The sequence below is a fragment of the Arthrobacter sp. 10T425 genome (assembly GCF_056393985.1).
The window spans coordinates 244,592-267,059 of sequence record NZ_JBFTGZ010000005.1 but is presented as its reverse complement, the minus strand read 5'-3'; the positions used below and the strand labels follow the sequence as shown (position 1 = coordinate 267,059).

Below are 22,468 nucleotides of genomic sequence, written 5' to 3'. Positions count from 1 at the left end.
CTAGAAGTGACGTGCCACAGTTCTGTCGCCCGCCGGAACAGGGGTCATATCCTGGCCGGAAATCGGGACCCACGTCTGGAGCGGGGGGCCAACAGCGGGTGTGAGATGGCCTTCATGACCGGCCGCCGTTGCCTCGTCCGCCGGGGTCATGCCGAAGGCCCGCCGGACAGCGCGCTCGGCATCCGCGAGCCGGTCGGCGTGCGTGACAGCCCCCACGGACGTCTCGGAGATGTCGACGAGATCGAGCTCCACGTCGGCGTCGGACAGGGCCTTGAGGAAGGTGCAGAAGATTTGCGGGGACGACCGCATGCCCAGTCCAGTAATGGACACCCGGCCCACCCGGTCGTCGTGCTGCAAACCTTCAAATCCAATGCTTCCCTTTTCGGCATCCAGCACAGCAAGGGCGTTACCTGCATGGGCAGCAGGCACGATCAGTGCAACATCGGAACGCCTCGGGCCGGGGCCGGCCGTATTTTGGACAATTGCCTGGACATGCGCCCCGGACCGAGAGAGGACATGCAAGATGCGCGCCATGCTCTCCGGCTGGTCCGGAATTCCCACGACAGTGATTTTCGACGCCGAGTTGACCCCGGCTACAGCGGTCACCTCGGGTTGTTCCCTGGCGGGCTGGAGCAGTGGATGACGGTCAAGGCCGGGCAGGATCAACGTCCCGGGCTCCGGCACGAAGGAGGACCTCACATGGATCGGAATACCGAACCGGCGGGCGTATTCAACACACCGCAGGTGCAATACCTTGCAGCCGGAGGCGGCGAACTCAAGCATTTCCTCGCTCGAGAGGATCTCGATCTTCCGCGCCGTCGGGACAACCCGGGGGTCCGCGGTGTAGACGCCGTCGACGTCCGTGTATATCTCGCAAATATCGGCTTCGAGCGCAGCGGCCAGGGCGACCGCTGTGAGATCCGAGCCGCCACGGCCGAGCGTGGTCACCCTGTTCCGTTTCTGCGTCCTGCCCTGGAATCCTGCGACGATGGGGACCTCGCCACGGGCCAGACTACTGCGGACGCGGTCCGGCCTGACATCGGTGATGTGTGCCTTGCCGTGGATGTTGTCGGTAATGAGGCCGGCCGCACTGCCCGTAAATGTGCGGGGCAGCTGGCCGAGATCCGCCAGGGCAATCGCCAAAAGGGCCGAGGACACAAGCTCGCCGATGCTCAGCAGGGCGTCAAGGTCCACAGGCAAGGGCCGGGCGGAAACTTCCGCGGCAAGATCGCAGAGTTCATCGGTGGTGTCCCCCATGGCGGACACCACCGCCACGACCCGATAGCCGTTGGTCCGTGTTTTGGCGATCCGCTCGGCTGCCCGGAGGATACCCGCGGCATCTGCCAGGGACGAACCGCCAAACTTTTGAACAATGACACTACCCGGGGGAATCGCCCGGTCGGTTTCCGCTAGATCACTGTCGTTGAAAGCTGCTGCCTTGCGGGTACCCATTTTGCTCCCCGAAATCTACTTCGATTCTTGCAAGGGGCACTGGCCCCTTCGAGCCGTTTCGCCCTGATCGGATGCTCAAATGGTTGATCCCAAGGCCACCGGCTCCCCGGTCACAGTCACTGCGGCCGCAGCGAGAATATCGAGTCCCTTCTGAAGATCCTCGGGGCTGATAGTCAGCGCGGGCATCGTCTTGACCACTTCACCTTCGGGTCCGGACGTTTCCACGAGCAGACCCCGGGCAAAGGATTCGGCCGCAATCTTCTCCGCAGTCTCGGGGTTGGGGTAGTAAACACCCGCGAGCAGTCCCCGGCCACGGACCGTGGCGCCTTCGACGCCCGCTGCGATCTGGGTAAGCCCCTCGTGGAGCTGGGAAATGAGCCCCGCGACGCTTGACTGGAAGCTGCCGTCCCGCCAGTAGTGCTCCAGGGCGGCGGCGCCGGTGACGAATGCCGGGTTGTGCCCCCGGAACGTTCCGTTGTGCTCGCCAGGCTTCCAAATATCCAGTCCGGGTTTGAACAGTGTCAGTGCCAAAGGCAGCCCAAAGCCCGAGATGGACTTCGACAGGCAGACGATATCCGGAGTGATCCCCGCCTCCTCGAAGCTGAAGAAGGTCCCGGTCCGTCCGCAGCCGGCCTGGACATCATCCACGATGAGCAGGATGTCGTGTTGCCGGCACAGCTCGGCAAGGCCTCGCAGCCAGGACACCCGGGCGGCCCTGAGCCCACCCTCGCCCTGGACGGTTTCCACGATCACCGCTGCGGGCTTATCGATGCCCGATCCCCTGTCCTCCAGGGCTTGCCGGAGCCACAGAAAGTCCGGCATCTGACCATTGAAGAACCCGTCATAGGGCATGCTCGATGTGTTCGTCAGCGGGACGCCGGCTCCCTGCCGTTTCATTGAATTTCCCGTGACCGACAACGATCCCAGGGTCATCCCATGAAACGCGTTGGTGAAGCTCAGGACATGCTGCCTGCCGGTAACCTTCCGGGCAAGCTTCAGGGCTGCCTCCACTGAGTTTGTTCCCGTCGGTCCGGGGAACATGACTTTGTAGTCCAAATTCCTGGGCTCAAGGATCAACTCCCGGAAGGTTTCCAGGAAGCGCCGCTTGGCCGGTGTTTTCATGTCGAGTGAATGAACGATTGCGCCGGAGAGAAGATAGTCCACCAGCGGCTGCAGCAGCACCGGGTTGTTGTGCCCGTAGTTCAGTGCTCCGGCACCGGAAAAGAAGTCCAAATATTCTCTGCCGTCTTCACTGTAGAGGCTGCTGCCGGACGCACGTTCAAACACGGTGTCCCAACTGCGGCAGTAGCTGCGGACCTCAGACTCCAAGCTTTCGAAGATATCCATCTGTCGATGTCCCCCGTACTTCCGACTAGCGACGTTGCCCGAGCGCAAACACAACCCGGGTTTTCCGGATGACGGGCGCGGGAAGGGGACAGCGCAGCGCCTGCGGCGCACTGACCGTTGCTTTCACGGGCCCGTATTTACTCCCGCATAGAGGTGCTCTAGGCGGGAACTGGGCAGACCCTAGACGCCTGCCCAAATGCTTTTCCGTTTCTTATCGTAATCTCAGGAAACTCACAGCACCTGAGTAGCGGGTACCTGTCTTTTCCCCTCAAACGGCTGATTAACTACCCGATTCGGCGGGGTTTCTCACCTCTTGCGGCCCCGGGCTACTCGGAAAAATGCCGGCCGCCGGGCATCCGGCAGACATGGGCGCCGGCGCCATGGACATCCGACTTCCTCTGCCAACGGGGACGGCGAACGCGGCGAGGGATGGGACACCGTTTTGAGAGTCGTTTGAAAGGCGAAGCTGGTGTTTAGCCGGTCTTGGCCATCGCGTAGGCCACGGTGCCGTAGGCCAGGGCGCCGGACATTTCGGTGAGCAGTTCCGGGTTGGTGTTGGCGATCGTGTCGCAGGCCTCGTGGTAGCAGGGATCCAGGTCCTTGCCGGCCACCCCGCCAAAGGACTGCGCCTGGGCCTGGGTCTTCCTCTCGACATCGCCGGTGAACAGCCCGCCGCCGGGAATGCCGGCCGAGAGGAAGGCGTCGTAGTCCGAGCCGCCGTCAAAAGGCGTGGTCTCGGCCGGCAGCGCGTTCTCCTGGAAGTACCGGAACAGGATGTCCTCGATCGCCTTGGACCCGGCCGGGCCGCCGTCGCCGAAATCCGATCCGTCCCCGTCATGCACGGACCGCACACCGTTGGGCGAGGCCGCCATGTCCACGTTCAGGTTCGCCGCGGTCTGGCCGATCTCGGCCGCACTGAGTTCGTCGACGTAGTGCTGGGACCCGTACAGCCCGTCCTCCTCGCCGCCCCAGAACGCGAACCGGACCCGGTTGGCCGGGGTGATCCCGGCCTCCTTCATCCACCGCGCGGTCTCCAGGACGGCCGCGACCCCGCTGGCGTTGTCGTTGATGCCCGGGCCCTCCTGCACGGAGTCCAGATGCGCACCCACCACCACGGTGTGCCCGGCATCGCCACCCGTGTCGGCGAGGATGTTGAAGGACTCCACCGTCTTGCCGCGCCGGCCGTCCTCTTTGAACGTGAAGCTCTGCCGCACCGGCGAGTACCCGGCCGCGCGCAGCTGTTCCTCGACGTATCGGGCCGACTCCTCATACCCCGAGGTGCCCGAGGCCCGGTTCCCGCCGTTGGCATCGGCAACCCGCTGCAGCGCCTGCAGGTGCCCCACCACGTCCCGGGACTCGAACGCCGCCAGCACCGCGCGCGCGTCCACCGTGCTCGCCGGGGCCAGCACGGTGGGTGCCGAACATCCCGAAACCAAAAGGCTGATTGCCACCAGGACAGCCGCGGCCGCCGCGCGCCCCCGCTCGTACCTCCGCGTACCCGTCACGCTAAGAACATACTGCCTCAGTCGCCGGGGAGGAAGGCCACCCCTAGTGCGAGCCGGCCCTAAGCGGTGCGGCGGCCACGGCCGCCGGGTCGGAGAAGGCCAGACGGGGCACCACCACCAGCGCGGCAGCGGCGGCAAGCCCGGTGACTCCGCAGATGGTCCATACCGTGAGGTAGCCAGCGAGCGGCGCCGCGGTCTGACCGGCGTCCCCCGCGCCGGCCCCGGCCTCGGCCAGGACGTGGCTGACCAGGGCGATGCCGAACACCGCGGACGCGAAGGCTCCGCCGATGGTCTTGGTGGTGTTGGTCAAACCCGTGGCCATCGCGGTCCGGTTGAGGGGCGCGGCCGCGGCGGCCGCCGAAGGCAGCGCCGCCACGAGGGCCCCGGAGCCGACACCGGCGATCGCCATGTTGGCCAGCGCTTGGGCGAGACTGCCGTGGAACGGCAGGAACAGCAGGTAGCCCAGGCCCACGAGCGTGGCGGCGCCCACGAGGGTCCAGCGCGGGGTGAGCCGGCGGGTCACCACCGGGTACAGCAGCGCGCCCACCAGCAGCGCCAGCACGTAGACCCCGATGATGATGGAGACCTGCCCAGCGCGCAGCCCGAGGCCGTAGCCGTGCAGCGCGGGATCCGTCCGGGCGAAGGTGGACAGCGGGGCCTGCGCGCCGAGCACCGAGACGCCAAAGAGCCCGGCGGTCAGCTGGACGGGCCACATGGACTTACCCCGCAGCATTCGGATGTCGACGAGCGGATCGGCCGCGCGCAGCTCGAACCGCGCAAACGGAACGAACACCAGAATTCCGGCTCCCACCAGCGCCCACGGCCACCACGCGCCGGCCCCGTTGAGGCGCATGAAGGTCAGACCGGACGTGATAAGCAGCAGCCCGAGGGCGAGGAGCGTGAAGCCGCGGGTGTCCACGCGTCCGCCGCTGCGCTCCCGCGACTCCGGCACGCCAAACCTGACGGCGAACCAGCATGCGGAGACGGCCACCGCGGGGACCAGGAGCACCAGCTGCAGCTGGCCCGCGAACACTTCCACGAGCGCACCGGCGGCGAGCGCCCCGGCGATGACACCGGCTTCCAGCGCCCCGACGAGGACGCCGGCCGCGCGCCGCGTGCGGGCGGCGCCGTCGGGCAACTGATGGACGCGGCTGAAGATCAGGGCAATTTCCAGGGGCAGCCAGACCACGTAGAAACCCTGGAACGACCACGCGGCCAGGAAGGTCCAGAAGTCCGGGGCGAGCGCGACGCCCCAGGAGGCCGTGGCGGTGACCAGCGTGGAAACCAGCAGGATCCTCTTGTGCCCGTACATGTCCCCCAGCTTGGCCAGCACCGGGACGGCGAGGGCGCTGACCATGAGCTGCGCGGCCTCGAACCAGTTGACGTCGGCGTCGTGGATTCCCAGGTGCCGGGCGATATCGGTGAGGATGGGCGTGTAATAGCCCTGCAGGACTCCACTGGTGAGCTCCACCAGACACAGAAAAGCTACAACACGGCGCATGGCGGCCTTCCGGGAGGGCGGGCACCTCGCGGCCAGCCGATTGATTGCATCCTAGGCCCGCGCCGTCGCCGAAGGCGGGAACGCGGCCGGCAACGCGGCCGGGAAGACGGGGCGGCAAACCCGGCCGGAACGGCGCGGGAATATTCGTCCACGCCGGGCGTTATACCGGTCGATAGATGCAAACGCATCTAAATCGGCTATAGTAGAAACAGATCCCGGATCCACCCCGGCCACGGAAAGGCACACCATGCAGATCGGCGTATTCAGCGTCAGCGATATCACCACCGACCCCACCACGGGCCGCACCCCGACGGAGCACGAACGCATCAAGGCGTCCGTGGCGATCGCCAAAAAGGTAGAGGAAATCGGTATGGATGTCTACGCCATCGGCGAGCACCATAACCGGCCGTTCTTCTCGTCCTCCCCCACCACCACGCTGGCGTACATCGCGGCCCAGACCGAGCGCATCATCCTGTCCACGGCCACGACCCTGATCACCACGAACGACCCCGTGAAGATCGCAGAGGACTTCGCGATGCTCCAGCACCTCGCGGACGGACGCGTGGACCTGGTCCTGGGCCGCGGCAACACCGCCCCCGTCTACCCCTGGTTCGGCAAGAACATCCAGGACGGGATCGAACTCGCGATCGAGAACTACTCCCTGCTGCGCCGCCTCTGGGACGAGGACACCGTCAACTGGTCCGGCAAGCACCGCACCCCGTTGCAGAACTTCACCTCCACCCCCCGCCCGCTCGACGGCGTCGCCCCCTTCGTGTGGCACGGCTCGATCCGCACGCCGCAGATCGCCGAAGTGGCGGCGTACTACGGTGACGGCTTCTTCGCCAACAACATCTTCTGGCCCAAGGAGCACTACCAGCAGCTGATCGGCCTCTACCGCGAACGCTATGAGCACTACGGCCACGGCAAGGCGGACCAGGCGATTGTGGGCCTCGGCGGCCAGTTCTTCATGCGGAAGAACTCCCAGGACGCCGTCAAGGAGTTCCGCCCCTACTTCGACAACGCCCCGGTCTACGGCCACGGCCCCTCGCTGGAGGACTTCACGTCCCAGACCCCGTTGACCGTCGGCAGCCCGCAGGAAGTGATCGAAAAGACCCTGACGTTCAGGGAGTACTTCGGCGACTACCAGCGCCAGCTCTTCCTGATCGACCACGCCGGCCTGCCGCTGAAGACCGTCCTGGAACAGCTGGACCTGTTCGGCGAGGAAGTGCTGCCGGTGCTGCGCAAGGAATATGCCGCGCTCAAGCCGGCACACGTTCCCGAACCGCCGACGCACGCCGGCCGGGTGGCGGCCGCACTGGCAGCGGGCACCGCCGACGCCGCCGCGGCAGAGACCACCGTTCAGGGCTCATGATGCCCGCCAAGACTACCGAATCGCCGGTACGCCTGGCCGCGGAAACCTGGGAGTCCCTGTTCCGGGCCCAGGTGGCGGTGATGCGCAAGCTGCAGGCGGCGCCGGCATTCAAAGCCCTGGCGCTCAATGAGTACGACGTCCTGTTTACGCTCTCCCGCTGCCCCTCCGGGTGGCTGCGCCTGAACGAACTCAACGACAACGTGCTGCTGAGCCAGTCCAGCCTGAGCCGGCTGGTGGAGCGGCTCGGGAAGCGCGGGCTCGTTGAACGGACTCCAGCCCCGGAGGACGGCCGCGGGATCCTCATCCGGCTCACCGATGCCGGACGGGACCTGCAGAAGCAGATCGGCCGGGAACACGTGCGCGACATCGCCGCGCTCGTGGGCCCGGCCCTCTCCGCCGCCGAACAGCAGGAGCTGCTGCGGCTGACCGAGAAGCTCCGTGCCGCTGTCTCCGTGCGCTAAGACCGTGCCGTGAGGCCGTGCGCTGCCTAGTGGATCGCGACGAGCTGCGCCGGGTCTTCCTGCGGCAGGTCATCGACGACGGCGGTGACGCTGAGTTCCTTCAGGGACAGGCTGCCGCCCACGGTGGACAGGAAGGCGGTGTCCGAGGAATCGCGTCCTGCCGTGATCCGCAGCATGCTCTCCCGTGGCGCCAGCCCCGTGGGGTCGATGACGTGCCAGGCGCCGTTGATGTGCGCCTCGGCCACGGCATGGAAGTCCATCGGGGCCAGTCCCGGGGCGTAGACGGCGGCCAGCCGGGCCGGGACGTTCTTGGAACGCAGCAGGGCAATGGCGAGGTGGGCAAAGTCCCGGCAGACGCCGCGGCGGTGCAGCAGTGTTTCGACCGCGCCGTCGGTCCCCCGCGAGGATCCGCTGACGTAGCGCAGCTCGTTGAAAACCCAGTCCCGGACGGCGTGGAGCAACTCCTCGCCCTGGAGCCCGCCGAATTCGGCATAGGCGGTGGGCAACAGCCGGTCCGATTCCGCGTAGCGGCTGGGCCGGACATAGCGGATCAGTTCCATGAGCCCGGGTTCCTCGGGCAGCGCGAAGCCGGTGACGGTGGCCGAATACTCAACCAGGACTTCGGTGGGTTCGGCGAATTCCATGTAGTGGAAGCGGCCGCCGTGATGGTCCGAGAGCTCGGTCAGCGGCACGTCCCCGCCTCCCGCGGTCACCCTGAGCGATTCTTCAATCGAGTCGTAGCCGGCGTTCCGGGCCACCGCCACGGCGAGAGCCACCTTGGTTTCGGCAACGGTCTTGAAGGCCAGGCGGGCGGCTACGGCGCGTTCCATGTATCTCTGTCTCCGGGATGTGGGATTGAGGTGGGTGCAGGGGAAGCCGCCGTCAACGGCCCGGGGATGTGCGGGGCGGGCGGGACTAGTTTTTGATCTTCAGAGACATTAGCATCCGCTGGAGGTTCGCGAATTCGGACCCCTCATTGACGTACTTGGCCGCCTGGTCGAGAGTGTCGAAGGCCTTGGCGGGGGCAACCTTCTGGTCCGGCGCCAACGCTTTGAGCACTGTCAGGTCCCCGAACGAATAGTCCCCCTTGCCGGCCGGGCCACGGACCACGTTCTGCAACGCGCAGCTCCTGCCGCCGGCGCCGCCCACCACGTTGGTGATGCCGTAGGAGCCGAAGTACTTGTAGCCCTGGATCACCCGGAACACCACGTGCGGGTCAATGGTTCCCCCGCCGCCGGCGTGCGGCAGGTCAACCGGCACGCTGCTGACCACGACGTAGTTGCGTGCGGCGTCGTCCGGGCAGGCCGCGGCCGGCTGCGGGGGCAGGCCGGTCTGCAAGGTGGCCAGGTAAGCGCCGCCGGCGTCCTTGACGGTGATCTTCAGCGCCCCGGGCAGGGCACCGGCGTCGGGAGCTACGGACTGGACAATCCAGTCCTGCGGCACCTCAAAACTGACGGACTTTGCCGGGTCGGTAAAGACCTTCCAGGCCGCTGCGCTCGAGCCCGCGCTGGGGGAAGCGCCGGCCGAGGCGGCGGCACCAGTGGTGGCAGACGGCGTCGCACTCTCACTCGCACCGGGACCTGCACTGTCCGCCGTGCTGCTGCCTGCGGTCCAGACCGGTGTCCCCTTGCCGTCGCTGCTGCAGCCCGAAAGGGCTGCCGCCGCGACCGCGAGCACCGCGCCGGTGCGCAGCACAGCGCACCGGATTCCTGCGGTGCCTGCTGAAGATGCAGTGCCTGCTGAAGAAGCGGTGCCTGCTGAAGAAGGGGCCGTCCCTGTCATGGTGCCAGCGTAGCCGGGGCGCCGCATGACTCAGAGCTCCCGCATCAGTGTTTCGTAGAACCGGACCCCCTGCTCCAGCGTCTCCAGCCCGATCTTTTCGTCAACGGCGTGGATCGAGCCGCGGGCCCGGACGTCCATGAAGAAGGGCGCGAAGCGGTACACGGCACCGCAGATCCCGGTGAAACGGCGCGAGTCGGTGCCGCCCATCATGATGTAGGGGGTGATGATCGCCTCGGGGAAGACCTGCCCGATGCAGTCCGCCAGCAGGTCCCACTGGGCCCCCGAGGACGGCGACACCGGAGACGGGTCGTTGCCCTCCACGACGCGTAGTTCGACTTTCGGGTCGCGGATGATTTTCCTCAGCAGTGCCATGGTGCCCTCGACCGTCTCCCCCACCGCCACCCTGATGTTGGCGTTGGCCTTCGCCGTGGCGGCGAGGACGTTGGCCCCGGAGCTGCCTTCGAGCGTGGTGATGGCGACGGTGGTTCGGGTCATGGCGTTGGTCTCGCTGCCGAGCCGGCCGAAGAGCCAGGTGATCGGCGCCCGGAGCAGTGCCACGTTCGCGAACACGGCCCGCAGCGGTGGCGGGGTGTGCGGGCCGAAGCGGCGCAGCATCTCGGCGGTCACCTCCGGCAGCGACTGCGGGAACGGGCTGCGCTCGATCCGGGTGATGGCACGGGCCAGCCGCGCCGTCGCCCCCATCCGCGGCGGTGTGGAGGCGTGTCCGCCCGGGTCCCGGGTCAGCAGCTCCACGTCCAGGATTCCCTTTTCGGCCACGCCGACGACGGCGGCCGGCCGGCTCACCCCCGGGAAGGCGCCGCCCGCGACGGCACCGCCCTCGTCCAGCACGAGCCAGGGCACCACGCCGCGGCCGGCCAGCAGGTCCGCGGCGGCCGCCGCGCTGTTGCCGGCCGTCTCCTCGTTGTTGCCGAACGAGAAGTAGAGGTCGTGCGCGGGCGCATACCCCGCCAGCAGCAGGCTCTCGGCCGCTTCCAGGATGGCCACGAGCTGGCCCTTGTCATCGAGCGTCCCGCGGCCCCAGAGGAACGTGCCGTCGTTGTGGCCGGAGAACGGCGGGTGTGTCCACTCCCCCGGGTCGTCTGCCGGGACGACGTCGTAGTGCGCCATCAGCACCGACGCCCGGTGCACGGCCGCTGGGTCCTCCGCTGGTGCGGCGCCGGGCCAGCGGTACAGGAGGGCGTGGCCGTTGACCCGCTCCAGTTCCAGGGCAGCATGGACCGCCGGATACAACCGGGGCAGCGCCGCGATGAAGGCCTCGAACTCGGCTGTTTCCACCCCGGCCCCGGCATGGGAGGCCCCGGCCCGGGAGGACCCCTCGGCCCGGATGGACACGGTCCGATACGTCACGAGCTCCGCCAGCGACGCCGCCGCGCGCCCGGCGCCCGGCGGGTGCCCGGGGCCGCCCGGTGTTCCGCCGGGGCTCTTGAGGGTATTGCCGGCGGCCGCGTCCTGCAGGGGGTTGCGCATGCGCGAAAGTCTACGGCCGGAGGGTCCGCCGGAACGGGCTATTCGGCGCGCGGGTCCGGCCCCGGAATCCGGGGCACAATTTCGGGGCACAAATTTCGGCCCCGCGAAAGCGGATACGCTGGGGGCATGGCCGAACAGAGCATTGACGGAACGCACTTTGGGGATCTGGGCGACGTGGCAGGCATGTCGGCCCTCGATATCGCGGACTGGCGGCTGCGGACCTTTGCCCTCTACGCCACCACGCGAAAGATTGCCGCGGACAGCCCGGCCGAGGCGCATTCCTACTGGCGCCAGGAGCGGGACCGCATGTTCGGCACCCACCCGGCCTCCGCGCTGACGGCCGAGGCCAAAGCCACTTTCGGCGGCCTGAAGACGGCGGACTACGATCCGATCTACCGTTTCCACGTCCCGCTGACCCCCGAGGGCGCCGGGCGGGAGATGAACGTAGAGACCGGGACCGACGGCCTGGTCCGGTTTGTGCGGCTGGGCACCTTCGACCTGCCCGAGATGGGACAGCTCGCGGTCTGGAAGCTCAGGGGCTACGGCGGGGGCATCTTCGTGCCGTTCCGTGACGCCACCGCAGGCCAGCCCGGCGGCAGTTACGGCGCTGGACGCTACCTCCTGGACACCATCAAGGGAGCTTTCCACGGCGTGCGGGGCTCCGGGCCCCAGGCCGAATTCATCCTGGACTTCAATTTCGCCTACAACCCCTCGTGCGCCTACAACGAGGCCTGGGCATGTCCGCTGGCGGGCCCGGCAAACCGGCTGGCCGTGGACATCCCCGTGGGCGAGCTGTACTGAGCGGATGGAGTCCCAGCTCGAACAGCTTGACCCTGCCCCCGCCGTCGTCCTCGGGCCGAAGACCCGCCGGTACCGTGGAGTCCTCCGTTACCCCGTGGTCCGGCAGCTCATCCGGTTCACCGGCGTCGGCATTGTCTGCACCCTGACCTCCCTGGCCCTGTACGCCCTCTCCCGGCCCTGGCTTGGGGCCCAACCGGCCAACGCGGCGGCCCTGATCCTGACGTCGTTCATGAATACCGCCCTCAACCGGCGCCTGACGTTCAAGATCACCGAACGCCGCCGGATGAAGCGCGACCACCTCAACGGCCTGATCGTGATCGTCGTCGCGCTGCTGATCACCGGCGGCAGCCTCGCCGTCCTGCACTGGGTCAACCCGGACGCCACCGTGGCCGAGGAGCTGTGGACCACCACCCTCTCCGGTTTCGCCGCCACCGCCGTGCGGTTCACGATGCTGCGGCACTGGATCTTCCGCCGCGCCCGCCACCGCTGACGTCGCCCGGGGCCCTCACCCCGGGTTGAGCTATCAGTTCAAGCCGCTATGGAGGCCCGATAAAGACATTTAGTGACAGCTCAACCGGTGGAGGGGGTCCCGAGGGAGCGGACGCCGGCGACGGCGTTGCGGACCGCGGCCGCCGCCTCCTGCAACTGCGCTGCCGTCACGGTCGAGTCAAAGCTGAACCGCACCGCCGTCTGGGCGATCTCGGGCTCGATGCCCAGGGCCAGCAGCACCGGCGAGGGCGCATCCGAGCCGGCGGCGCACGCGGAACCGCTGGAGCAGATGATGCCCTGGCGTTCGAGCTCCAGCAGCACGGACTCGCCGCTGGTGCCCGGGAAGCAGAAGGATGCCACCGAGGGCAGCCGCTCGGTGGGGTGGCCGGTGAGCAGTGCGCCGGGAACACCGGCCAGCACGGCGTCAATAAACCCGTCGCGGAGGGCAGCGACGTGCCCGGCCGGTTCCCGCGGCAGCGCCAGTGCCGTCGCCAGCGCCACGGCCCCGGCGACGTTCTCCGTGCCCGACCGGCGGCCCCGTTCCTGCCCGCCGCCGTGGACCAGCGGTTCAAGCCGGACCCGGCCGCGCACAAACAACGCGCCGCTGCCTTTGGGCGCGCCCAGCTTGTGGCCGGAAATGCTCAGCGCGTCCACACCCAGTGCGCCGGTGTCCAGCGGCAGCCAGCCGGCGGCCTGGACGGCGTCGGTGTGGAACGGGACCCCGTGGGCATGCGCCAGCGCCGCGAGCCGGGCGATGGGCTGGACCGTGCCGACCTCGTTGTTGGCGTACATGATGCTGACCAGGGCCGTGCCGGGCTGCAGCACGGCGGCGAGGGCCTCTTCGCTCACCTGCCCGAAGCGGTCCACGGGGATCACGTCGACGGCGAACCCGTGGACCCGTTCAAGGTACCTGGCGGATTCTTCCACCGCGGAATGCTCGACGGCGCTGATCGCCACCCGGTCCAGGCGCGGATCGGCGGCGCGCCGGGCCAGGGCAATGCCCTTGACGGCGAGGTTGTCCGCTTCCGTGCCGCCGGAGGTGAAGACGACTTCCCCGGGACGGCAGCCGAGGGCCCTGGCGGTTGCGGCGCGGGCCCCTGCGAGCACCGCGGCAGCCGCCTCACCCAGGGAGTGATGGCTTGACGGGTTGCCGAATTCGCCCGTGAGGTACGGCCACATGGCCTCCAGCACCTCGCGGCGGACCGGGGTGGTGGCCGCGGCGTCGAGGAAGATCATGGCGCGCCTCAGCCGGCCGCCGGGCCGGCGCCTGAGTCGACGGCCGGCTCGACGTCAAGCTCAATGTCCAGGCCGAGGTCCAGTGCCGTGACACTGTGCGTCAGGGCGCCGATCGAGATGACGTCCACCCCGGTGGCCGCGATGTCCGCCACGGTGGCGAGGTTGACGTTGCCGCTGGCCTCGACGCGGGCCCGGCCGCCCACCAGCCCGACGCCGGCCGCGAGCTCGGCCAGGGAGAAGTTGTCCAGCATGATGGTGTCCACCCCGGCGGCCAGGACGGGCTCGATCTGCTCCATGGTGTCCACCTCCACTTCGAAGTGTGTTGTGTGGCCGAGCTGGGCCTTGGCGCCGCTGAGCACTGCGGTCAGCTTCGCCGGATCGCCGCCGGTGAGGACGGCCAGGTGGTTGTCCTTGGCCAGGACGGCGTCGGAGAGGCTGAAACGGTGGTTGGCGCCACCGCCGCAGCGGACGGCGTAGCGTTCGAGCACCCGCAGCCCCGGCGTGGTCTTGCGGGTATCGGTGATCCGGGCCCGGGTGCCGGCCACGAGCGCCACGAACTCGGCCGTTTTGGTGGCGATGGCGCTCATCCGCTGGACCAGGTTCAGTGCGACGCGTTCGGCCAGCAGCACGGCGCGGGCGTTCCCGGTCACGCGGGCCAGGGCGGTTCCGGCGGCGAAGGCCTCGCCGTCGTGGACCAGCAGTTCGACGACGGCGCCCGGGTCGGTCAGCCGCATCGCCGCGGCGAAGACCTCCCCGCCGCTCAGCACCCCGGGAACGCGGGCGTTGAGCACCGCGGTGGCCCGCGCCTGCGCCGGGATGAGCGTCTGGGAAGTGACGTCCCCGTACGGGGCGTCCTCCTGCAGCGCCGCGCGGAGGACGGCCAGGACGGCGGCCTCGGGCAGGCTCCCGGCGAGCGCCGCGGTGCGGGAGGGCAGGGTTTCCGGGGCAGCGGTTGCGTGGGCAGTGGTGGTCACGAGGAAATCCTTTGCATGGAATGGGTGAGGGCTGAGGCGTCGTCCGTGTCCGCCCGGTAGTGGGCTCCGACGGACTGCGTGCGGTTCAGGGCAGCCGCCACAAGCAGGCGGGCCGCGAGGAGCAGGTTCCGGTCCTCATGGGCATCCTGGCAGAGCCAGTCACTGTGGCCGGCATCGGGAGCGGTCTCAGAATGGACAACGGCGTCCCAGGCCGCAAGCACGGTCTCCGCCTCCCGCAGTTGCTCCCCGCTGCGCATTACCCCGGCGTCCGCCGTCATCAACCGCCGAAGAGCGTCGCGCGAGAAAACCCCGTACGCGGATACCGACTTCACAAAATCTTCGGACACGCTCGCTAAAGTGTCCTCCCCTGACGTGAAGTCGTGCGACGGCGCTGCGGAAGCGTGCGTCAAGGGGAGGCCGCCCGCGGCCGTGGGCCCACACGATCCGGGTTCCCTGGCCGAGCTTGCGAGGCTAGGGGGATCGTGGGGATCGTGGGGAGCACGCGGAGCAGTGGTGTCGTGCGACGGGTCGGCGCGCAGGAAGTCCTCGACCGCCCGGCGGCCGAACACCAGGCCCTCCAGCAGCGAGTTGCTCGCCAGCCGGTTGGCCCCTTGGGCGCCCGTGCGGGCCACCTCGCCGGCGGCATACAGGCCCGGTACCGACGTGCGGCCCCACAGGTCGGTGCACACGCCACCCATCCAGTAGTGGGCAGCCGGGGACACGGGTACGGTCTCCGTGGTCCAGTCGTACCCTGCGGCGAGGGTGGCCGCCGTGATGGTCGGGAACCGCCGGGCCAGGAAGCCCGCGCCCCGCTCTGCCTCGATGCCGCGGGCGTCCAGGTAGACCGGGCTGTCCGGCGCGGCCCCGGTGGCGGCCAGGTGCATGGCGATGCTGCGGGAGACGACGTCGCGGGGGGCCAGTTCGGCGTCGGGGTGGTAGTCGGGCATGAAGCGGTATCCCGCGGCATCCAGCAGCACCGCGCCCTCGCCGCGGACCGCTTCGGAGATGAGCAGGGCCGGCGGCCCGCCCGGAATCTCCCCGGCGGCAAGGGTGGTGGGGTGGAACTGGAAGAACTCGAGGTCCCGCACCGCGGCGCCGGCACGCCAGGCCAGGGCCAGGCCGTCGGCGGTGGCGACGGCGGGGTTGCTGGTGCGGGCAAAGAGCCGGCCCGCACCGCCGGTGGTGAGCAGGACGGCGTCGGCGGCCAGCTCCTGGGGCCGTCCGCCAGCCAGGTAGGCCACGCCGGTGACCCGGGCCGGCGTCGGGGGTGCGCTGCCGGGCTGTGACGGAGCTTCCGGGCGGACACCAGGTTCGGTCAGGAGCCCGGTGACGAACGCGCTGGTCTCCACCCGGAGCCGGCCGTGGCCGGCGCGGTCCAGGACGGCGCGTTCGAGGACGGCGGCGACGAGCCCGCGGGCGATGCAGGCGCCCGTCGCGTCCCCGCCGGCGTGCAGGATGCGCGGGGCCGAGTGTGCCGCTTCCAGGCCCAGGGCCGGTCCGCCGTCGGGAGCTGCGTCGAAGTGCACGCCGTAGCGGCCCAGGCCGGCGATGTCCCGGACAGCCTCCGTGCACAGGATCCGGACTGCCTCGGGGTCGTTGAGCCCGGCACCGGCGGCGAGCGTGTCCGCGATGTGCGCTGCCACGGAGTCCCCGGGGGCAGCATCCTCCGGGGCCAGCACGGCCGAGATGCCGCCCTGGGCGTAGAAGGTGTTGCTTTGCTCCAGCGTCCCCTTGCTCAGGAGGACCACTTCGATGTCACGGCCGCCGGTGGCGGCGTCGTCGGTGGCGAGCAGCGCGGCGTAGAGCCCAGCAATCCCGCTGCCGACGATCACGAGCCGCCTGGTCACGGCCGCGCCGCCAGCATGCGTTCCAGGGCCACCCTGGCCGGGGCGGCCACGTCCTCGTCCACGGTGATGCGGTTCAGCACCTCGCCGCGGACGAGCGCTTCCAGGACCCAGGCGAGGTATCCGGGGTGGATGCGGTACATCGTGGAGCAGGGGCAGATCACCGGGTCGAGGCAGAAGATGGTGTGCTGCGGGTATTCCGCAGCGAGCCGGTTCACCATGTTGATCTCGGTGCCGATCGCAAACGTGGTGGGCTCCGTGGCCGCGGCGATGGCCTTCTTGATGAAGTCGGTGGACCCGGCGGAATCGGCGGCATCCACCACCTCCATGGGGCATTCCGGGTGCACGATCACCTGCACGCCGGGGAACTCGGCGCGGGCCTTTTCGATCTGGCCCACGTTGAAGCGCTTGTGGACCGAACAGAAGCCGTGCCAGAGGATTACCCGGGAGTCGAGCAGGGCCTGTTCGTCGTTGCCGCCGAGGTCCTTGCGCGGGTTCCACATCGGCATCTGCTCCAGCGGCACCCCCATGGCCTTCGCGGTGTTGCGGCCCAGGTGCTGGTCGGGGAAGAACAGCACGCGCTGGCCGCGTTCAAACGCCCATTCCAGCACGGTCGCGGCGTTCGAGGAGGTGCAGACGATCCCGCCGCGCTCGCCGCAGAAGCCCTTGAGGGCGGCGGAGGAGTTCATGTAGGTGACCGGGATGACAGGGACCCGGCCCTCGGCGTCGGGCTCGGTGCCGAAGACCTCCTCAAGCTGTTCCCAGCACTCGGTGACCGAGTCGATGTCCGCCATGTCGGCCATGGAGCAGCCGGCGGCCAGGTTGGGCAGGATCACGGCCTGGTCGGGGCGGGACAGGATGTCCGCCGTCTCGGCCATGAAGTGCACGCCGCAGAAGACGATGGCCTCCGCGTCGGGCCGGGTCAGGGCGGCGTTGGCGAGCTGGAACGAATCTCCCACGAAGTCGGCGTATTCGATCACTTCGTCGCGCTGGTAGAAGTGCCCCAGCACGACGGCGCGGTCCCCCAGTGCCGCTTTGGCGGCGCGGATCCGGGCGTCGAGGTCGGCGTCGGAAGCGAGCTTGTATTCTTCCGGGAGCTGGCCCTGCCGGGGAGTGGAGGCCGGTGCGACGTCGGTGGAGGAGGCCCCCGGCCCGTAGCCGGGCACGCCGGCGAGGGCCTCGGCGAGGTCGTAGTCCCAGGGCCCGCGGGCCAGCGCGGGGCTGCAGGTGGAGGCGGCCGTGCCCTGTGCCAGAGTAGTGGCCTGCTCGCGCGTGATCAGCTGGATTGCCGTGTTGACGCTGCTCATGGTGTGCTCCTGTTGTCTGGGTCGAGGCCTGGGCGGCCGGTGAAGCGGTAGAGGCGGGGCGGGCGGTGCTTGCCGCCCTGCAGATAATGGTCGGTTTCTTCGATTTCCGGCGTGGCCTTGACCTGCCGGCGGAAGTTGGCGGGATCGAGTTCGCGGTCCAGGACGGCCTCGTAGACCTCCCGGACCTGGGCGAGGGTGAAGTACTCGCCCAGCAGGTGGTAGGCGATGGATCCGTAGGCCATCTTGTTGCGCAGCCGCCACAGCGCGTAGTCGACGATCGAGTTGTGGTCGAAGGCCAGCCCGTCCAGCCTGTCGGCGCGGAACCAGCGCACGTTCTCCGATTCGTCGGCCAGCGCGGCCTCCGTGGGCTGGACGAGTGCCCAGTACACGATCGAGACGACGCGCTGGGTGGGCGAGCGGTGCAGCCCGCCAAAGGCGTAGAGCTGTTCGAGGTAGTTCGGGGCCAGCCCGGTGGTCTCGCGCAGGTTCCGCGAGGCGGCGTCCTGGAGTGACTCGGAGTGCGTGAGCGGGCCACCCGGCAGCGCCCAGAGGCCCTTGAACGGTTCGCGGATCCGGCGCACCAGCGGGATCCACAGCGTGGGCCGCCCGGAGCGTTCGCTGGGACGCAGCGCAAAGATCACCGTGGAGATGGCCAGCGACGGCGGCGCGGTCTGGCGCTCCGAGACGTTGGCTGCTGTGATGTAAACGGTGATCTACCCGCCCTCTGAGGTCCCGGGCGGGTCCCGCGATGGACTGCCCGGCTGGATCCGGCCCGACCGCCGGATTAGTTATAGTCACATTGACTAGAACTAATGATACGGCCGCGCCACCCGGGCGCAAAATGTTTCAGGTCACATGGGCCGGACCGGGATGCCGCCGGCGCACGGACCGGGCTTGTCCGCGGGTGCCGGCAACGGTATTAATCGAGGCTATGGACGGAGAAGTCATGGACCCGGAGGGCACGGACGCAGAGGCAGCGGGCGCAGAGGCGGTCAGGGCCCGATACGCGGGAGCGGCCCAGGCATTCATGGAGCTCGCCGGGCAGGTACCGCACCAGGCGTGGTCGCGGCCGGCACTGGGTGAATGGGATGTCCGGGCGCTGACCGGCCACACGAGCCGGGCCCTGACAACCGTGGAAACCTACCTCGCCACCCCGGCCGCCGGGGCGCGGGTGCCCGGTCCGGTGGAATACTTCCTGGGCGTCCGGGGCGCCACCTCGCCCGCCGCGATTGCGCAGCGGGGCAGGGAAACCGGGGAGGCGCTGGGCGAGGACCCTGCCGCTGCCGTGCGGGAGCTTGTCCAACGCGTCACGGCCCTCGTCAGGAACACGCCCGACGATGCCCTGGTGGCCACCCCGGCCGGAGTAATGACGCTCATCGACTACCTGCCGACCCGGACCTTCGAGCTGGCCGTGCACACCCTGGATCTGGCGCGCGCCCTGGGCCTGCCGCCGCCCGCCGCCTTGGCCCCGGCGGTCGCGGCCTCCCTGGAGCTCGCCGGAGCCATCGGCTCCCGGTTGCCGTCCGCCGGTGATTTGCTGCTCTTGCTCACCGGCCGGACCAGCCTGCCCGAAAACCTGAGTGTCCTCTAGCCCGTGCCGGCGGCCGCGGCTTCCAGCAGCGGCAGGGTGCGGCCCTGGAAGTGCGTATTGAGCACGATCACGGAGGACGAGCGCAGGACCGATCTGGTGGCGATCATGGCATCGAGGACGCGCTGGAGGTCCGAATTGGAGCGGGCGGCTATCCGGGCCATGAGGTCCGAGCTCCCGGAGACGGTATGGATCTCAATCAGCTCGGGGATCCGCGCCAGGGCCTCCACGACGGCGTCGTGCCCGAGGTCCTGGTTGATCGTGAGGGAGCAGAAAGCCACCACGGGGTAGCCGAAGTGCGCCGGATCGGGCTGGGGCACCCATGAGCCAATCACGCCGGCGTCCTGCATCCGGTCCAGGCGCGACTGCACCGTGGCGCGGGCAACCTTCAGCACCCGGGAGGCCTCCAGGACCGAGGCCCGGGGGGAATCCGTGAAAAATCGGACAATCTTTGCATCAAGCGGATCAACGTCCACTGATTCTTCCTTCCCAAGCGGGACCGGGCCGGACAAACAGCCACCGATGCCCCGATTCAGTTAGCAAACTGCCACCATGCTCTCACGGCGGAGGCGCCCCGGCGGCCGGGGGCCGGGCCCAAATCCGGTAAATTCAATAGGTCCCATAAGGACGCAAAGATCCAAACCACACGAAGGTTCGCCATGACGATGAAGTCCACCGCGACGCTACCCACCGCGGTTCCCGCCCCGAGCCTGGGGCACAGCATGAAACCACGCCAGCTGACCATGATGGGACTGGGCAGCGCGATCGGCGCCGGCCTGTTCCTCGGCTCGGGGGCAGGAATCCAGGCGGCGGGACCGGCCGTGCTGATCTCCTACCTCGTCGCCGGAACCCTGATCATCCTGGTGATGTGGGCGCTCGGAGAGATGGCCGCGGCCAATCCCAACAGCGGCGCCTTCTCCGTGTACACGCAAAAGGCCATGGGCAAGACCGCGGGCGCCACCGTCGGCTGGCTCTGGTGGCTGCAGCTCGTGGTGGTCATCGCCGCCGAGGCCCTCGGCGCGGCCGGGCTCCTGTTCACTGTGTGGCCGGTGATCCCCGTCTGGGCACTGTCCCTGATCTTCATGGCCCTGTTCACCGCCATCAACCTGGCGGGCGTGAAGAACTTCGGCGAGTTCGAATTCTGGTTCGCCATCCTCAAGGTGGCTGCGATCGTGATATTCCTGGCCATCGGCGGGGCCCTGCTGCTGGGCTTGCTGCCGGACGTCCCGTCTCCTGGCCTCGGCAACTTCACATCCGGCTTCGCCCCGGCTGGCCTGGGCGGCATCGCAACGGCACTCTTCGTCGTCATCTTCGCCTTCGGCGGCACCGAGATTGTCAGCGTGGCCGCGGCCGAGACGGAAAACCCGGAGCGCAGCGTCGCCCAGGCGATCCGCACCGTCGTCTGGCGGATCCTCGTGTTCTACATCGGCTCGGTATTCGTCATCGCGGCCGTCCTTCCCTCAACCTCCGCGGCCCTGAAGTCCCCCTTCGCCGGCGTCCTCGACGTCGCCCGGATCCCCGGCGCCGGCGCCGCGATCACCCTGGTCGCCGTTATCGCGCTGCTGTCCGCCCTGAACGCCAACCTCTACGGCGCGTCCCGCATGGTGTACTCGCTCTCTGAGCGCGGCGAAGCCCCCAAGTTCCTCTCCAGGCTCAACACGGCCCGGGTCCCGGTCGTGGCGGTGAGCGTCTCCGTGGCCTTCGGCTTCCTGGCCGCCGTCCTGGAACTGCTCTTCCCCGACCAGATCCTGCCGGCGCTGTTCCAGCTGGTCGGTTCCACCTGCCTCGTTGTGTGGGGCTCGGCCCTGGTGTCCCAGCTGATCCTGCGCCGCCGGGCAGACCGCGACGGCACGGCGCTGCCGCTGCGGATGAAGGGCTTCCCCGGGCTGACGATCTTCGGGCTCGTGCTCCTGGCACTGATCTTCGCCGTCGGCTTCAGCAGCCCGGAGAGCAGCAAGCAGCTGGTCAGCACCCTGGTACTGGTGGCCGGCATCGCCGTGGCGTGCTGGACCGGCGCCCGGATCACCCGGAACCGCAACGCCGCCGCCGCCGGCGCCGGCGCAAAAGCCGACCAGGCGGAACAGCCCAGCCGCTAGACAAATTGCCAAGCTCACCGGCGCGCGGGGCGGCATAAGTGTGCAGTCTGGGCACCCCAGCCTAGTCTGATTGCCCACCCCGCCGCCGGTGACTAGGGTCACAGGCATGGACACACTTCTCCCCGTGGCTTCCGGCAGCGCTGCCGGGCCGCTCACAGCCGATGAACTCCGCGAGCTCTATTCGCTCATGGTGGCCGTCCGGCACCTCGACACCTCGGCCATCGCCTGGCAGCGGCAGGGCATCATCCCCGGCTACGCCCCCGAACTCGGCCAGGAAGCGGCCCAGGTGGGCAGCGGCTACGCCGTGGACACCACCCGGGACTTCGTCTTCCCCACCTACCGCGAAATGGGCGTTGCCCGGACCATGGGGGTGGACATGGTGGCCTACATGTCCACCCACAAGGCCACGTGGCACGGCGGCCTGTACAACCCGCTGGAATCCCGGCTGGCCCCGATCCAGGCGGTAGTTGCCGGATCCGTCCTGCACGCCGTCGGCTGGGCCCACGGCCAAACGCTGGACAAAAAGGACGGCGTCGCAATGACGTACTTCGGCGACGGCGCCTCCTCCCAGGGCGACGTGCACGAGGCGATGAACTTCGCCGCCGTGATGAAGGCGCCCGTCGTGTTCTTCGTCCAGAACAACGGCTGGGCCATCTCGGTCCCCACCGAACGGCAGGTGGCCGGGGGCTCCGTCGCGGCCCGCGCCGCGGGTTACGGCATGCCCGCGCTGAAGATCGACGGCGACGACGTCGTCGCGGTCCTCGAGGCGACCCGCCGCGCCTTCGCCCACGCCCGCGCCGGCAACGGCCCCGTGCTCATCGAGGCCATGACGTACCGCCGTGGCCCGCACTCGACCTCCGATGACCCGGGCCGCTACCGCTCCCTCGACGAGGAACGCGACAGCGCCGGCACCGACCCGCTCGAACGGCTGCGGCAGCGGCTGCTGGCCGATGGTATCGCCGACGAGGCGTTCTTCGCCGAAGCGCTGGCCGCGGCCAAGGCCGAAGAGGAGCAGATCCGTACCGGCATCCAGGCCCTGGGCTCCCGGCCCGGCACCGAAATGTTTGACCTGGTCTTCCAGGAAACCACCCCTGCCCTGCAGGCCCAGGCCGCCAACTGGCGCGAGGAGTCCGAACATGTCTAACTCGATTCTCGAAAACGTAGACGCCGCAGGCGACAACACTGCCGACAACACTGCCGACAACACCGCCGACGACACTGTCAC

The 22,468-nt window shown here is 68.8% G+C and carries 20 protein-coding genes; 7 read left to right on the top strand and 13 right to left on the bottom strand.

Going from position 1 to position 22,468, the window contains the following annotated elements; all coding sequences use genetic code 11:
• The 4 genes from AC1DDH_RS08555 to AC1DDH_RS08540 form a co-directional block, all read right to left on the bottom strand.
• Entirely contained in the window at positions 1-1,452 is a 1,452-nt protein-coding gene (locus tag AC1DDH_RS08555) for an aspartate kinase (RefSeq protein WP_476955235.1), read from the bottom strand.
• 75 nt (positions 1,453-1,527) lie between these two features.
• Positions 1,528-2,799 (bottom strand): diaminobutyrate--2-oxoglutarate transaminase, encoded by a 1,272-nt coding sequence (ectB, locus tag AC1DDH_RS08550; protein WP_476857815.1) that lies wholly within the window; start codon positions 2,797-2,799, stop codon positions 1,528-1,530.
• A gap of 473 nt (positions 2,800-3,272) precedes the next feature.
• The gene (locus AC1DDH_RS08545; protein ID WP_476858797.1) at positions 3,273-4,304 is read right to left on the bottom strand and encodes a M20/M25/M40 family metallo-hydrolase; all 1,032 of its coding nucleotides are present in this window, start codon (positions 4,302-4,304) and stop codon (positions 3,273-3,275) included.
• A gap of 43 nt (positions 4,305-4,347) precedes the next feature.
• The gene (locus AC1DDH_RS08540) at positions 4,348-5,775 is read right to left on the bottom strand and encodes an MFS transporter (RefSeq protein WP_476858798.1); all 1,428 of its coding nucleotides are present in this window, start codon (positions 5,773-5,775) and stop codon (positions 4,348-4,350) included.
• 277 nt (positions 5,776-6,052) lie between these two features.
• Between AC1DDH_RS08540 and AC1DDH_RS08535 the strand changes: the two genes are divergently transcribed.
• Positions 6,053-7,177, top strand: coding sequence for an LLM class flavin-dependent oxidoreductase (locus tag AC1DDH_RS08535; protein ID WP_476857818.1), 1,125 nt, complete (start codon positions 6,053-6,055; stop codon positions 7,175-7,177).
• On the top strand, positions 7,177-7,638 hold the full coding sequence (locus tag AC1DDH_RS08530) for a MarR family winged helix-turn-helix transcriptional regulator (RefSeq protein ID WP_223916163.1): 462 nt from the start codon (positions 7,177-7,179) through the stop codon (positions 7,636-7,638). Before AC1DDH_RS08535 ends, AC1DDH_RS08530 begins: the two co-directional genes overlap by 1 nt.
• Before the next feature lie 26 nt (positions 7,639-7,664).
• Here AC1DDH_RS08530 and AC1DDH_RS08525 read toward each other — a convergent pair whose 3' ends face one another.
• The 3 genes from AC1DDH_RS08525 to AC1DDH_RS08515 all read right to left on the bottom strand — a co-directional run bounded on the left by AC1DDH_RS08525 (position 7,665) and on the right by AC1DDH_RS08515 (position 10,908).
• Positions 7,665-8,468, bottom strand: coding sequence for a transglutaminase-like domain-containing protein (locus AC1DDH_RS08525; RefSeq protein ID WP_476848886.1), 804 nt, complete (start codon positions 8,466-8,468; stop codon positions 7,665-7,667).
• Between the two features lie 85 nt (positions 8,469-8,553).
• A complete protein-coding gene (locus AC1DDH_RS08520) occupies positions 8,554-9,333 on the bottom strand; it encodes a hypothetical protein (protein WP_476955234.1) in 780 nt (259 codons plus the stop codon).
• Between the two features lie 117 nt (positions 9,334-9,450).
• Positions 9,451-10,908, bottom strand: a complete 1,458-nt coding sequence (locus AC1DDH_RS08515) for a M20/M25/M40 family metallo-hydrolase (protein ID WP_476955233.1) — start codon at positions 10,906-10,908, stop codon at positions 9,451-9,453.
• Between the two features lie 126 nt (positions 10,909-11,034).
• Here AC1DDH_RS08515 and AC1DDH_RS08510 point away from each other — a divergent pair, with 126 nt between their 5' ends.
• On the top strand, positions 11,035-11,709 hold the full coding sequence (locus AC1DDH_RS08510) for a DUF1684 domain-containing protein (protein WP_028277528.1): 675 nt from the start codon (positions 11,035-11,037) through the stop codon (positions 11,707-11,709).
• A 4-nt stretch (positions 11,710-11,713) separates the two neighbouring features.
• Positions 11,714-12,199, top strand: a complete 486-nt coding sequence (locus AC1DDH_RS08505) for a GtrA family protein (RefSeq protein WP_476857822.1) — start codon at positions 11,714-11,716, stop codon at positions 12,197-12,199.
• A gap of 80 nt (positions 12,200-12,279) precedes the next feature.
• Here AC1DDH_RS08505 and AC1DDH_RS08500 read toward each other — a convergent pair whose 3' ends face one another.
• The 5 genes from AC1DDH_RS08500 to AC1DDH_RS08480 are packed head-to-tail and all read right to left on the bottom strand — an operon-like array spanning position 12,280 to position 18,272.
• Positions 12,280-13,434, bottom strand: coding sequence for a cysteine desulfurase family protein (locus tag AC1DDH_RS08500; protein ID WP_476955232.1), 1,155 nt, complete (start codon positions 13,432-13,434; stop codon positions 12,280-12,282).
• 8 nt (positions 13,435-13,442) lie between these two features.
• Positions 13,443-14,369 carry a carboxylating nicotinate-nucleotide diphosphorylase gene (gene nadC, locus AC1DDH_RS08495; RefSeq protein ID WP_476857533.1) on the bottom strand — a complete coding sequence of 309 codons (927 nt, stop codon included), beginning with the start codon at positions 14,367-14,369 and terminating at the stop codon, positions 13,443-13,445.
• 35 nt (positions 14,370-14,404) lie between these two features.
• On the bottom strand, positions 14,405-16,255 hold the full coding sequence (locus AC1DDH_RS08490) for an L-aspartate oxidase (protein WP_476955231.1): 1,851 nt from the start codon (positions 16,253-16,255) through the stop codon (positions 14,405-14,407).
• Positions 16,252-17,559, bottom strand: coding sequence for a quinolinate synthase NadA (gene nadA / locus AC1DDH_RS08485; protein WP_476955230.1), 1,308 nt, complete (start codon positions 17,557-17,559; stop codon positions 16,252-16,254). The genes AC1DDH_RS08490 and nadA overlap by 4 nt, the downstream gene beginning before the upstream one ends.
• Complete coding sequence (locus AC1DDH_RS08480; protein ID WP_476955252.1) at positions 17,556-18,272, bottom strand: NUDIX hydrolase; 717 nt, start codon at positions 18,270-18,272, stop codon at positions 17,556-17,558. The genes nadA and AC1DDH_RS08480 overlap by 4 nt, the downstream gene beginning before the upstream one ends.
• Positions 18,273-18,490: 218 nt before the next feature.
• Between AC1DDH_RS08480 and AC1DDH_RS08475 the strand changes: the two genes are divergently transcribed.
• Positions 18,491-19,150, top strand: coding sequence for a maleylpyruvate isomerase N-terminal domain-containing protein (locus AC1DDH_RS08475; RefSeq protein WP_476955229.1), 660 nt, complete (start codon positions 18,491-18,493; stop codon positions 19,148-19,150).
• Here AC1DDH_RS08475 and AC1DDH_RS08470 read toward each other — a convergent pair.
• Positions 19,147-19,623 (bottom strand): Lrp/AsnC family transcriptional regulator, encoded by a 477-nt coding sequence (locus AC1DDH_RS08470; protein WP_028277521.1) that lies wholly within the window; start codon positions 19,621-19,623, stop codon positions 19,147-19,149. The two genes, AC1DDH_RS08475 and AC1DDH_RS08470, sit on opposite strands and share 4 nt — an antisense overlap.
• Positions 19,624-19,806: 183 nt before the next feature.
• On the opposite strand from AC1DDH_RS08470, the gene AC1DDH_RS08465 reads away from it, so the two are divergent.
• Both AC1DDH_RS08465 and AC1DDH_RS08460 read left to right on the top strand, forming a co-directional pair.
• Positions 19,807-21,243, top strand: a complete 1,437-nt coding sequence (locus tag AC1DDH_RS08465; RefSeq protein ID WP_476955228.1) for an amino acid permease — start codon at positions 19,807-19,809, stop codon at positions 21,241-21,243.
• Between the two features lie 106 nt (positions 21,244-21,349).
• Complete coding sequence (locus tag AC1DDH_RS08460) at positions 21,350-22,387, top strand: thiamine pyrophosphate-dependent enzyme (RefSeq protein ID WP_476858808.1); 1,038 nt, start codon at positions 21,350-21,352, stop codon at positions 22,385-22,387.
• The last annotated feature ends 81 nt before the right edge of the window (positions 22,388-22,468 follow it).